14 protein-coding genes are annotated in these 12529 nt (G+C 46.5%); 11 read left to right on the forward strand and 3 right to left on the reverse strand.

Features of this window, described 5'->3' with window-relative positions; genetic code table 11:
* Positions 1-48: 48 nt before the first annotated feature.
* From VM802_RS12370 to VM802_RS12385, 4 genes are all read left to right on the forward strand, one after another.
* Positions 49-594 carry a heavy-metal-associated domain-containing protein gene (locus VM802_RS12370; RefSeq protein WP_325530843.1) on the forward strand — a complete coding sequence of 182 codons (546 nt, stop codon included), beginning with the start codon at positions 49-51 and terminating at the stop codon, positions 592-594.
* 14 nt (positions 595-608) lie between these two features.
* On the forward strand, positions 609-1475 hold the full coding sequence (locus VM802_RS12375) for a hypothetical protein (RefSeq protein ID WP_325530845.1): 867 nt from the start codon (positions 609-611) through the stop codon (positions 1473-1475).
* 5 nt (positions 1476-1480) lie between these two features.
* Positions 1481-2053 carry an AraC family transcriptional regulator gene (locus VM802_RS12380; RefSeq protein WP_325530847.1) on the forward strand — a complete coding sequence of 191 codons (573 nt, stop codon included), beginning with the start codon at positions 1481-1483 and terminating at the stop codon, positions 2051-2053.
* Between the two features lie 207 nt (positions 2054-2260).
* On the forward strand, positions 2261-3940 hold the full coding sequence (locus tag VM802_RS12385; RefSeq protein WP_325530849.1) for a L,D-transpeptidase family protein: 1680 nt from the start codon (positions 2261-2263) through the stop codon (positions 3938-3940).
* Positions 3941-4009: 69 nt separating this feature from the next.
* On the opposite strand, the gene VM802_RS12390 is transcribed toward VM802_RS12385, so the two are convergent.
* Together VM802_RS12390 and icd are read right to left on the reverse strand one after the other, a co-directional pair.
* Positions 4010-5242 carry an NADP-dependent isocitrate dehydrogenase gene (locus VM802_RS12390; protein ID WP_325530851.1) on the reverse strand — a complete coding sequence of 411 codons (1233 nt, stop codon included), beginning with the start codon at positions 5240-5242 and terminating at the stop codon, positions 4010-4012.
* 331 nt (positions 5243-5573) lie between these two features.
* Positions 5574-6845 carry an NADP-dependent isocitrate dehydrogenase gene (gene icd / locus VM802_RS12395; RefSeq protein WP_325530853.1) on the reverse strand — a complete coding sequence of 424 codons (1272 nt, stop codon included), beginning with the start codon at positions 6843-6845 and terminating at the stop codon, positions 5574-5576.
* A 213-nt stretch (positions 6846-7058) separates the two neighbouring features.
* Between icd and VM802_RS12400 the strand changes: the two genes are divergently transcribed.
* From VM802_RS12400 to VM802_RS12425, 6 genes are all read left to right on the forward strand, one after another.
* Positions 7059-7664 (forward strand): SGNH/GDSL hydrolase family protein, encoded by a 606-nt coding sequence (locus VM802_RS12400; RefSeq protein ID WP_325530855.1) that lies wholly within the window; start codon positions 7059-7061, stop codon positions 7662-7664.
* Positions 7665-7709: 45 nt separating this feature from the next.
* Complete coding sequence (locus tag VM802_RS12405; RefSeq protein ID WP_325530857.1) at positions 7710-8378, forward strand: FAD-binding oxidoreductase; 669 nt, start codon at positions 7710-7712, stop codon at positions 8376-8378.
* A gap of 116 nt (positions 8379-8494) precedes the next feature.
* On the forward strand, positions 8495-9238 hold the full coding sequence (locus VM802_RS12410) for a LiaF transmembrane domain-containing protein (RefSeq protein ID WP_325530859.1): 744 nt from the start codon (positions 8495-8497) through the stop codon (positions 9236-9238).
* 85 nt (positions 9239-9323) lie between these two features.
* Entirely contained in the window at positions 9324-9677 is a 354-nt protein-coding gene (locus VM802_RS12415) for a DUF4288 domain-containing protein (RefSeq protein ID WP_325530861.1), read from the forward strand.
* Positions 9678-9695: 18 nt separating this feature from the next.
* On the forward strand, positions 9696-10763 hold the full coding sequence (locus VM802_RS12420; protein WP_325530862.1) for a sensor histidine kinase: 1068 nt from the start codon (positions 9696-9698) through the stop codon (positions 10761-10763).
* Complete coding sequence (locus VM802_RS12425; protein WP_325530864.1) at positions 10741-11487, forward strand: LytR/AlgR family response regulator transcription factor; 747 nt, start codon at positions 10741-10743, stop codon at positions 11485-11487. Before VM802_RS12420 ends, VM802_RS12425 begins: the two co-directional genes overlap by 23 nt.
* Positions 11488-11584: 97 nt before the next feature.
* Here VM802_RS12425 and VM802_RS12430 read toward each other — a convergent pair whose 3' ends face one another.
* The gene (locus VM802_RS12430; RefSeq protein ID WP_325530866.1) at positions 11585-11980 is read right to left on the reverse strand and encodes a thioesterase family protein; all 396 of its coding nucleotides are present in this window, start codon (positions 11978-11980) and stop codon (positions 11585-11587) included.
* 115 nt (positions 11981-12095) lie between these two features.
* Between VM802_RS12430 and VM802_RS12435 the strand changes: the two genes are divergently transcribed.
* Positions 12096-12521 (forward strand): MarR family winged helix-turn-helix transcriptional regulator, encoded by a 426-nt coding sequence (locus VM802_RS12435; RefSeq protein ID WP_325530868.1) that lies wholly within the window; start codon positions 12096-12098, stop codon positions 12519-12521.
* The last annotated feature ends 8 nt before the right edge of the window (positions 12522-12529 follow it).

Raw genomic sequence — 12529 nt, forward strand, 5'->3', positions numbered from 1 at the left:
CACAGAATTGTATTGCTGTAATTTTTTCATTCAATTATTGATCAGATCATGAGAACGATACTATTTATATTATTTGCACTGGGCGTAACTTTCAGCGCGCAGGCTCAATTCAGGAAAGCCAGTCTGCAGGCTACCGGCCTTACGTGCGCCATGTGTTCCAGGGCAACCCTTGAATCACTGCAGACATTACCTTTTGTTGACAAGATCGATACCGACCTTAACAACACCACTTTTATCCTCTATTTCAAGAAAGATGCAGCCGTGAACATCGACGCTATCAAGCAGAAAGTGGAAGATGCCGGTTTCTCCGTAGGGAAACTGGTGATGACCGCTAATTTCAGCGACGTAAAAGTGCAGAAGGATGCGCATGTTTCCTTTGCCGGTAATACCCTTCACTTCATGGATGTGAAAGACCAGGTGCTGAATGGCGAAAAGGACATCACTGTTATTGACAAGAATTTCGTTTCTGCCAGGCAGTTTAAAAAATTCTCCACCGAAACAACCATGCCCTGTTATAAGACCGGTATGATGGGCGATTGCTGCAAACATGGATCAGCATTGGCTTCTACGAGAATATATCATGTTACTATTTAATACCGGCGCGGCGTATGAATAAACTTTTTATAGCTGTACTTGGTCTTATTATTATAAGCCGGCTGGCTGTTGCGCAGGAGCTGTATGTGAATACAGAACCTGCCAGTAATATGGCCGCCAATTCGCTGGGCATCCGGCTTACCAATAAGTTCTTTAAAATGGAGCACACCGGCACTGTGGGTATGCGTGTGGAGCCGGAGGTGATGTGGGGCATCAACAAGAAGCTGATGGTGCATGTTATTGGTTATGCATCCAACATGATGCAGTCATCTATCCGTGCGGAAGGAGGGAGTATTTACGCTAAGTACCGCTTCCTGTCGCTGGATCAGCAGCATGCACATTTCAGGATGGCCGCCTATGTGAAAGGGTCTGTAATTGATAATCCGTATTACCCCAAAGTAGATCCTGCCACTCACAGCAACAAGCCGTACAATAATGTGGAGCTGGATCTGGAGGGCGCTACCTCGGGTGTCAGCGGTGGTATTATTGCCACACAGCTGCTGCATAAGCTGGCGTTGTCAACTACGTTGGGGTATACCCGTTATATGAACAATATAAAGGACAATATCCCATACGAATTTTCACAGAATGCGGTACAATATAGTCTTTCAGCTGGTTACCTGCTGCTGCCGGTCACTTACAAAAGCTATAATCAGACGAATTTAAACCTGTATGTGGAACTGCTGGGTAAAACCAATACAGATGCAATAGCACGCAGCTCTTACCTGGACATCGCGCCGGCCGTACAGTTTATCTTCAACAGTACAACAAGGCTGGACCTTTCCTACCGTACGCAGCTGGCAGGAAATATGCCCCGCAATATGTTCAACTCCTTTCTTTTGAAGTTTGAGCATAATATCTTTAACATCAGAAAAAGATAATCCGCATGCAAACAACAGATTTATTTATAAGAAATATGGTTTGCCCGCGTTGTGTAAAAGTGGTAAGGACGGTTATAGAGGACGCGGGTGTTACCGTACAGGATATACAACTGGGAAAGGCTACCGTAAAAGGACAACCGGATGTAAAACAGTTGGAGCAGATCACGCAGACGTTGCAGGCGGAAGGTTTCAGCCTGATAGACGATAAGAAGCAACAACTGGTGGCCGCCATTAAAAATGTGGTAGTGGAAACAGTACATTACTCTGAACTGGATGAAATGCGGGAGAACTTTTCCACATTGCTGGCCAACAAGCTGCAGAAGGATTACCACTACCTGAGCAGTCTTTTCTCAGAGATGGAAGGAGCCACTATTGAGCAGTATATCATACAGCAGAAAATAGAAAAAGTGAAGGAGTTACTGGATTACAATGAACTTAGTCTGAGCGAGATCAGTTATAAAATGGGTTACAGCAGTGTAGCGCATTTATCCGGGCAGTTCAAAAAAGTAACCGGTATGACTCCCAGCCAGTTCAAACAATTGAAAACACCCAAGCGCATTCCGCTTGATAAGTTATAAAGACAGTTGTTTTAGTTTTAGTTTGAAGTGAGGCTACAGCACACCGTAGCCTCATTTTAAAATCAATGGGTATGAAAAAGGTGATGTCAGCTATATTGAAGGTGTTAAAATCATTATTTGTAAAAAAGGACTGTTGCAGATAACAGGTGTTATATTTTTTCAGCATAGTATTTGTAAATAGCTATCTTTACAAGCGATTTACTGCAGATGAAGAACAGAATTTTTATTATCAGTTTGTTATGCGGATCTGGAGTGTACATGTTGTTAGCCTGTGGCCACAGTAAGAAAAAATACACAGCCCCAAAACAGAAACAGATTGTAACGAACATCAGGCAGCTCGATGAAGTTGTGACGGAGAGTATTGCAGAGCGCCTGACCGCAATTAAAGACAATGAAGGATTGATGGAAGATAGCACGCCCGCCTTCAGACCCCAGGCCATCCGGGATTTTTATGAGGAAAACAGGAATGCCAGTCAATGGTCGCACGATGGTGTGATCAAGCCAGCTGCCGATTCATTGCTGGAGCTGATCCGGCAGGCAGACGATATGGGCTTGATGCCTGCGCAGTACCATGCACCTGCGCTTACGGCAGCCTGGTACCAGTTGACCAATGATCCTTCTGCAAAGAAGGACGCTGCTCTCTGGGCCAAGATCGACGTAATGATGACGGACGCTTTCATGAGAATGGCCTCTGACCTGCATTTCGGCGTAGCGCCAAGGGATAGTATCACCCTCAGAACTGATTCGGTATTCACAGAAACAGACCTGACCGGCAAGCTAAAACAGGCATTGCAGGAAAACAACGTTACCGGTGCATTGCATCAGCTGGAGCCCGTGCATCCCGGCTATCTCGCACTGAAAGAGGGTATCAGGGCCTTCAAAGAAAAATATGCGGCCTATCACTGGGATACATTGCCCCTTAACTATACAGATACCACAGGCTTTAAGCAGCTGGTTGCCAACCGCCTTGTACAAAGCGGTCATCTGGATACTTCCGGTGGGCAGCAGGTCGATACCTCCATGCTGAAAACCGGTATCAAAGCATTCCAGAAGGAATTCAACATATATTCTGACGGCGTTGCCGGCAGACGTACTGTGATGGCGATGAACAAGTCGGTACATGACTGGGTGGTGCAGGCAGGGCTGAATCTCGACAGGTGGCGCAAACTACCGGACACGATGCCTTCCAGGTATATCATGGTTAACGTGCCGGGCTATACGCTGCGCGTGATAGACAGCGGGGAAATAAGGCTGGAATCCAAAGTTATAGTAGGTACGCCGCGTACACGTACGCCGCTGCTCAATTCTTACATGACCAACTTTGTGATGTTCCCATACTGGCGGGTACCTTACAGTATTGTATTCAAAGAGATGCTGCCGGCTATCAGGAAGAATGTGAATTACCTGGCCAACAAAAATCTCGAAGTAATAGACCGGAGCGGTAACGCCGTAGATCCGTCGACGATAGACTGGAATAAACTGAGCAAAACATACTTCCCTTACGTGTTGCGTCAGATGGATGGTGTGGATAACTCACTCGGCATTATGAAGTTCAATTTCCGGAACAAATACAGTGTATACCTGCATGATACCAATAACCGCGGACTGTTCAAGAACTCTATGCGTGCTATGAGCCACGGTTGCGTGCGTGTGCAGGAGTGGGACAGTCTTTCGCAGTACCTGGTGCATACGCCTGATTCCAGCAATCATCGCGGGGATAGCGTACACGCGTGGATAGTACGGGAAGAACAGCGTCAGGTGGATTTGCCGGCGCGTATTCCCATCTACCTGCGTTACTTTACAGCGGAAGGACATGACGGGAAACTGGTGTTCTATGATGATATTTACGGAGAAGATAAAGTATTAAGAAAGCTGATGAAATTCTAGCTTTTACTGGCAATAAAAAAGGTTCGCATAATGTTATGCGAACCTTTTTTTATTACTTAAAGCCAGGGACTATTTAGCCAGCTTAGCTTTCAGTGCAGTGTTCAATTCTTCGAGGAATTCTTCTGTGTAGAGGTAGTGTTTACCATGCTCCACTTTGTTACCGTGGATGCAGACAGCGAGGTCTTTGGTCATTTTACCGCTTTCTACTACTTCGATACATACCTGTTCCAGTGCGTGGCAGAAGTTAATCAGTTCCTGGTTGCTGTCCAGTTTTCCACGGAATTCCAGACCGCGTGTCCATGCGAAGATGGAAGCGATAGGGTTGGTGGAAGTGGGTTTGCCTGCCTGGTGATCGCGGTAGTGGCGTGTTACAGTACCATGAGCCGCTTCTGCTTCCATGGTTTTACCATCAGGAGTGATGAGTGTGGAGGTCATGAGGCCCAGTGAACCGAAGCCTTGTGCAACGGTGTCAGACTGTACGTCGCCGTCGTAGTTTTTACATGCCCATACGAAGTTGCCATGCCATTTCAATGCGCTGGCCACCATGTCATCGATGAGACGGTGTTCGTAGGTGAGGCCGTTTTTATCGAATTCGGCTTTGAATTCCTGTTGATAGATTTCTTCGAAAATATCTTTAAAACGACCATCGTATTTTTTCAGGATGGTGTTTTTGGTGCTCAGGTACAGCGGCCATTTTTTCATCAGGGCCTGGTTGAAACATGCGCGTGCGAAGCCTTTGATGGATTCGTCGGTGTTATACATAGCCAGTGCGACGCCGTCGCCTTTGAAGTTGTACACTTCGTGTTCGATCACTTCGCCGTTTTCACCTTCAAACTTGATGGTGAGTTTGCCTTTACCTTTGGTAACGAAGTCGGTAGCGCGGTATTGGTCGCCGAAAGCATGACGGCCGATGCAGATAGGAGCAGTCCAGTTAGGTACCAGGCGGGGTACGTTCTTCATTACGATGGGCTCACGGAATACGGTTCCATCCAGGATATTACGGATAGTACCGTTCGGTGATTTCCACATTTGCTTGAGGTTGAATTCTGTTACACGCTGTTCGTCTGGAGTGATGGTCGCGCATTTGATACCTACGCCTACTTCTTTGATTGCGTTGGCAGCATCTATTGTTACCTGGTCGTTAGTAGCATCACGATGCTCCATGCCGAGGTCATAATATTTAATTTCAACGTCCAGGTATGGGAGTATCAGTTTATCCTTAATGAATTTCCAGATGATGCGTGTCATCTCGTCTCCGTCCAGTTCTACAACCGGATTAGCAACTTTAATTTTTCCTGCCATTTCGGGTTTTTTTTAATTAGAATTAAAGCAATAAAAATAAAAACTACAACTATTCAAGCAAGTCCCGTTATGGGATAATCCCGAAAAATACGAATAGCTGACATAATAACCAACAATGACCACTGATTTTTGTGATTGGGATGATTATTCTGATGGGTGAAGACAGAAGCGAAGATTGTCTGCACTGTGATTTATGTGATTAGTTTGATTTTTTTGATGACAGAAGAGGCTATATGATCTTTTCGTTAAGACAAAGACCCGCCCCGGATGGTCCGGAGCGGGTCTTTTATTTTTCCTGTTTTTCAGGATAATCAGCTGAATCAAAAAGAAATCAGAGTTGCATTTGTTTGATTACCTCATCAGCAAACTCGCTGGTTTTCACCAGGGTGGCGTCGTCCATGAGATTATAGAAATCTACGGTTACGCGTTTGCGGGCGATGGCGGTGCTGAGGCCATGTACGATGATCTCTGCGGCTTCTTTCCAGCCCATGTATTCCAGCATCATTACACCGCTGAGGATAACGGAAGATGGGTTCATGGTGTTGGTGTTGGCGAAGCGGGGAGCGGTACCGTGTGTAGCTTCAAATACAGCGTGACCGGTGGTGTAGTTGATATTGGCGCCGGGGGCGATACCGATACCACCAACAGCGGCAGCCAGTGCATCAGAGATGTAGTCGCCGTTCAGGTTGAGTGTAGCTACTACAGAGTAATCCTGTGGCGCCAGCAGTATTTGTTGCAGGAAGTTATCTGCGATAACATCCTTGATCAGCAGTTTACCTTCTGCCAGTGCGAGTTTCAGCTCTTTATTGGCAGCGTCTTCGCTTTGTTCTTTCTTGGTTTTTTCCCAGCGTTCCCAGGTATATACTTTATCGCCGAATTCTTTTTCAGCCAGGGCATAGCCCCAGTTTTTGAAACCGCCTTCGGTGTATTTCATGATGTTACCTTTGTGAACGAGGGTAACGGAAGGGCGTTTATGCTCCAACGCATAGACGATAGCAGCGCGTACGAGTCTTTCAGTACCTTCTACAGATACCGGTTTGATACCCAGTGAAGAGGTCTGCGGGAAGCGGATCTTCTTCACGCCCATTTCGTTCTGCAGGAAGTTCAGCAGTTTATCAGCTTCCGGCGTACCTGTCATATATTCGATGCCGGCATAAATATCTTCGGTGTTTTCGCGGAAGATGACCATGTCCACTTTCTCCGGATGTTTCACGGGAGATGGTACTTTATTGAACCAGCGTACCGGGCGTACGCATGCATAGAGGTCAAGCTCCTGGCGCATAGCCACGTTCAGGGAGCGGATACCGCCACCTACGGGGGTAGACAGAGGTCCTTTGATAGACACCAGGTACTCTTTCAACGCATCCAGCGTTGTTTTGGGCAACCATTCGCCGGTTTCCTGGAATGCCTTTTCGCCTGCCAGTACTTCTTTCCATTCAATTTTCCGATCGCTACCATAGGCTTTTTCAACAGCTGCGTCGAATACACGTACGCTGGCTCTCCAGATATCCGGACCAATTCCGTCGCCTTCTATAAATGGTATGATTGGGTGTGTGGGGACCTTTAACAGGCCGTTGTTCATCGTTATTTTTTCTGCCGGCATAAAACGGTTTCTTTATGCGTTACTTAAAAGTTGTAATCGGGTGCAAAGGTAACGCATTTCAGGTTAAAGGGTAGTTAACTTTCATGGCTCTTCTTCTCTCTCGCTTAAATTCTTGTACAGCGCAGGTATTAATATTATTTTAATATTATTTTAGTATTATTTTGATATTCTTTTTCTTTGCTTTATCAAGAGAATACAACAAAACCAAAAGCTATGACACCCTTTCATTATCTCGCGCTGGGCGACAGTTATACCATCGGTGAATGTGTGGCGGAAAACGAGAGCTTTCCTGTGCAGACGGTGAAGTTGCTACGCGGCAGTGGTTTGCAGGTAGATTATCCGGAGATCATCGCTACTACTGGCTGGACTACAGATGAACTGGAGCAAGGCATTAAGGCGGCGGGCATCTCGCGTACCTTTGATATGGTTACCCTGTTGATTGGCGTGAATAACCAGTACCGTGGCCGCTCTGCACAGGAGTATGCAGGTGAGTTTACTGCGTTGCTGAAAAAAGCGATTGCCTTTGCCGGCAATGACTCTTCGCATGTGGTGGTACTGTCTATCCCCGACTGGAGTGTGACCCCCTTTGCTGCAGACCGTGAGGGCGATGTTATCGCAACAGCGATTGATGCATTCAATGCCGTAAACCGGGAAATTGCGCAAAGCATGGCCGTGCATTACCTGGATATTACACATTATACCCGACAGGCGGCCGTAGACAAGGAACTGGTGGCTTCAGACGGATTGCACCCTTCCGGAAAGGATTATGCCCGCTGGGCGCAAGACCTGGCTCCGATATTTCTACAGACATTACAATAAGTAAGCATTCTCAATATTCCACTTCACCTTTAAGAGAAACCTGTTATGGAAAGCCATATTGTAAAAATCCTATCTGTAAAGCAGATCACACACAATGTAAGGCAGTTTACGATTGAAAAGCCCCAGGGCTATAGCTTTGTTCCCGGTCAAGCTACAGAAGTGGCTGTGAACAAGCCCGGTTGGGAAAACGAACGCCGCCCCTTCACTTTTACGTCTTTGAATGAATGGGACCACCTGGAGTTTACTATCAAAATATATGATGACCGTAACAGTGTGACCCATCTGCTTGGACAGTTGCAACCAGGCGACAGCCTGATTATCCATGACGTGTGGGGGGCCATACATTATAAGGGGGAAGGTGTGTTCATTGCAGGCGGTGCAGGCGTAACACCCTTCATTGCCATTTTCAGGGCATTGGAGCAGCAAGGCCGCCTTGGCAGCAACAAGCTGATCTTCTCCAACAAAACGGCGGCGGATATCATCCTTAAAGACGAATTCACACAAATGCTGGGTGATCGCTTTATCAATACCCTGACAAAAGAAAATGTACCAGGGTACGATCACCATAAAATAGATGAAGCTTACCTGAAAGAGAAGGTCAGCGATTTCAACCAGCATTTCTACATCTGCGGCCCTGATCCGATGGTGATGCAACTAAAGGAAACACTGCAGCGGTTGTCTGGGAATGCGGATCTGGTGACGGTAGAAATCTGAACCATGTTTTTTACCGGTTTTTTCCTGCCTTTTACCGGTAAAACCGCTTTTTTGGCCTAAACAGCCTTTCCCCACAGCTGTGGCCTGATTACTTTTGTATCGTAAATATTAAAGCAATGAAAAACGAAGACATTATCGCATCAAGAAGAAGAAGCCGCGGATTCGGAGGGCTGATACTGATTATAGTAGGCGTCTGCCTCTTGTTGCAGAAAATGGACCTGGATATTCCCAACTGGGTGTTTTCCTGGCAGATGCTCCTTATCGGTATTGGTTTGCTCGTGGGCCTCAAACACCGCTTCATGGGTTCAGCCTGGCTGATTATGATCTCTGTTGGCGGTATCTTCCTGGCCGGGGAGATCATGGACTGGCCTTATAATTCTGCCCGCTTTATCTGGCCGCTAGTGCTGATTGTGATTGGTATAGCGGTGGTATTTAACCGGCACAGGCATGACGACGAGGACCGGAAGGATATGTTTACAAGCGTATTTGCCAGAGACCTGGGGGGCGATCCGTCTGTGGGAGAGGACAGTATTAATGTATCAGCTATGTTCAGTGGGGTGAATAAAGTAATTGTGTCAAAAGATTTTAAAGGCGGACAGGTTTCCACCATCTGCGGGGGTGTTGATCTCAACTTCATGAAAGCGGATATCAACGGCAGGGTGGAGCTGGAAATCACCACCATCATGGGTGGCTGTGAGCTGCTGGTGCCTTCCAACTGGACTGTGAAAGTGGATATCATTACCATCATGGGCGGTGTGGAAGATAAACGCCCGGTGACGCTGATGAACAACGACAAAGATAAAGTGCTGGTGCTGAAAGGCTCCTGTACCTTTGGCGGAGTGGAGATCAAGAGCTACTGATATAAGCGTCACGCTATAACAGCACTAAATATAACTGTACGATCATAACTGTACTATTATCATCCAACTTTTAAATTCTTATCATATGCATTGGTTTGTTGCTAAGGTAGTTTACCAGATTATTTGCGGAAACGGAAGCCATACCCCGCAATTCGATGAACAATTAAGATTGATCAGCGCTATCACTAAAAAAGATGCCTGTGAAAAGGCCCGCGAAATAGGTATGCAGGAACAATATGCATTCCGCAACCAGCAACAGGAACTGGTACAATGGAAATTTATCAATGTACCGGAAGTATATACCCTGGATCAGCTGACAGACGGAATGGAACTATATTCACGCATTGAAGAACCGGGAGATGCAAACTCCTACATTGCGTGGCTGCAGATGAAATCAGCCCAGCTGCAGGGGCAACAATACTTTGAGCTCAACGTATAAAAGCTAAATCCGCTTCTATTGGCACAACAATTATTAAAGGGTAATCACTGGCGGGGGCTCCTCATTTCATTCCTGATATGGTTTATAATGTATGGAGCACTGCTTTGGTACTGGTTCGATTTCCCAATATTACAGGCATTGACAGATAGCTCCGTACATGTTGTATTGTTAGGGGCTTGTGCCGTTGTACTGAGCCGCAATCTTGCCTATTACCGTCCTGGCGCGGGGCCTAACAAGTTCCTGTATGTGACGATTGTAAGTATTGTGATGGCTGCTATCTGGGTTTTTTTCAGCCATTGGCTGCTGGTAAGGGCCTTCGATGCAGATACCGGATATACACACTGGTTGAACAATGCTATTCCTATTCATTTTATTGTTGGATGTATGATAATAGGAGGCATTGGTTTCAGGAGCCAGTTGTGGTACGATGCCGCAGAAGAACAGCATGAAAGGCAACGCCAGGAAGCCACCGAGAAGATTGTGCGCGAAGCAGAGCTGTTCAAGCTACGCCAGCAGCTGCAGCCGCACTTCCTGTTCAACAGCCTGAATTCCATTAACGCATTGATCACGATCCGCCCGCATCAGGCCCGTGAGATGGTGCTGAAGCTATCTGACTTCCTGCGCGGCTCTCTTAAAAGAGAGGATGAGCATTGGATAACCTTACCCGATGAACTGTCTTACCTGGAGCTTTACCTGGACATAGAGAAGGTACGATTCGGTCATCGTTTATCCACCACTGTTGTGCATGATGAAACAACTGCCAGGATGTATATGCCTCCCATGTTATTGCAGCCCGTTGTGGAAAACGCCATCAAGTTCGGATTATATGATACTACCGGTGAAATCACCATCAGCATAAAAGCCTGGGCAGCAGATGATATGTTGTATATTGAAGTGAAAAATCCTTTCGACAACGAACTACAACAGCAGCCCAACAAAGGAACGGGCTTTGGCCTCAGTTCCATCAGCAGACGACTCTACCTGCTGTTTGCCCGTGAAGATCTGCTGGAAACCAGCACAGAAGAAAACATTTTTATCACCCTTATTAAAGTACCGCAAACGCATGATAAAAGCAGTAATAATTGATGATGAACCATTAGCCCGCGAAGTGGTAAAGGAATTCCTGGCAGAGTTTCCACAGATAGAAATAAAGCAGGAGTGTAATGATGGATTTGAAGGACTGAAGGCTATACAACAACATCAGCCGGATATTATTTTCCTGGATATACAGATGCCCAAAATCACCGGGTTCGAAATGCTGGAGCTGCTGGAAACTATGCCAGCAGTGATTTTTACCACTGCTTTTGAAGAACATGCCCTGCGCGCTTTTGAAGTGCATGCAGTGGATTACCTGCTGAAACCCTTTTCCCGTGACCGTTTCACCAAGGCAGTACAGAAATGGCTGGAACAGCATGCCAACAGCAATGCTGCTGCGGCAGCCACTGCAGCGTTGCTGGAGACCGCTGCGGCTACACCTTTGCAAAGCAACCGTGTGGTGATCAAGATCAACGGAAAGATTAAGATCATCCCCGTACAGGATATTCATTACCTCGAAGCCGCTGATGATTATGTGAAAGTGATAACCCATGAAGGCAGCTTCCTCAAAAACAAAACCATGTCGTTCTTTGAGCAGACACTGGATCCGCAACAGTTTACCAGGGTACATCGTTCTTATATGCTGAACATTAACCAGGTAACACGTATTGATCCTTACGAGAAAGAAAACCACCTGGCTATCCTGCGCAGCGGTGCTAAAATATTAGTGAGCAAAACCGGCTATCCCAGGCTGAAAGCGGCATTGGGAATGTAATAGTATTTGATTATGTATTTATGTAGTTATTTAGAATGCAGCGGAGATCGATAATCCTTGTTTGATATAATATCGATCTCCGCTGCATTCTAAATAACTACATAAATAAATCCCTAAATAGCTTCTCCAGCTTCTCCTTCTTCAATATCTTCTGGCCCTGTGTGCCGCTTGCAATCAGCCTGGCGCCGCAACGGGCTTCATAATTACAGATGATTTCATGTCCTTTCAGTGTGGCGATGGTGGCGGTAAATACCACCTCGCTGCCTACGATTGCAGGCGCGTGATGATGCACTGTGAGTGTGGTGCCTATTCCTTCTTCATCCTCTTCTTTCATTTCCAGTACAAACAAACGGCAGCACCATTCCGCATCCCTGGCCAGCGCAAAGGTAGCGTACACCGGATGTACCTGCCCGCTGTCGAATGCCGCACAGTCTTCGCTGCGCACCTGCCTCGTGAATTGCCTGGTATCGCCGGGCTGAAATGGATGTAACATGTAATGGTGTATTGTCCGATACTAATTTAAGCTAAAAGCCGGTAGTTATCGGCTTCATGTAAATTAGTTGAATATTCAACCAATAAGCAGTATCTTTGTGAATATTTCAATGACGATGAATAATTCACCAAGGGTCAGCCTGCTCTTATCCCAGGCGCTGGGGCTTTACCGGTTGCGGATTAATGCCCTGCTGATACAGCACAATATTGACCTCACTTCCGAGATGTGCACCGTACTGAGGATATTGTGGAAAAAGGAAGGAAGGAAGCAGCAGGAGTTGGCCGATATACTGTGTAAGGATAAAGGCAGCATCACCAAGATCATTGATAACCTTGAAAAACGGGAGCTGGTGGAACGTGTGACCGATGCTGAAGATGCGCGGAACAAAAACATTGTGCTCACCGCCCAGGGCAAAGCCATGAAGAAAAAAGTAGTGCCTCTTTTAGATGGCTTTCTGGACAGTGTTATAGATCATGCCAGCCAGGCGGATCTGGAGGCCACCAGGCGTGTGCTTACGGGTATTATCCAGAAACTGAAATAGTGTTTTTT

It is taken from the genome of Chitinophaga sp., from assembly GCF_035538455.1.
In the GTDB taxonomy this organism is placed as follows: domain Bacteria; phylum Bacteroidota; class Bacteroidia; order Chitinophagales; family Chitinophagaceae; genus Chitinophaga.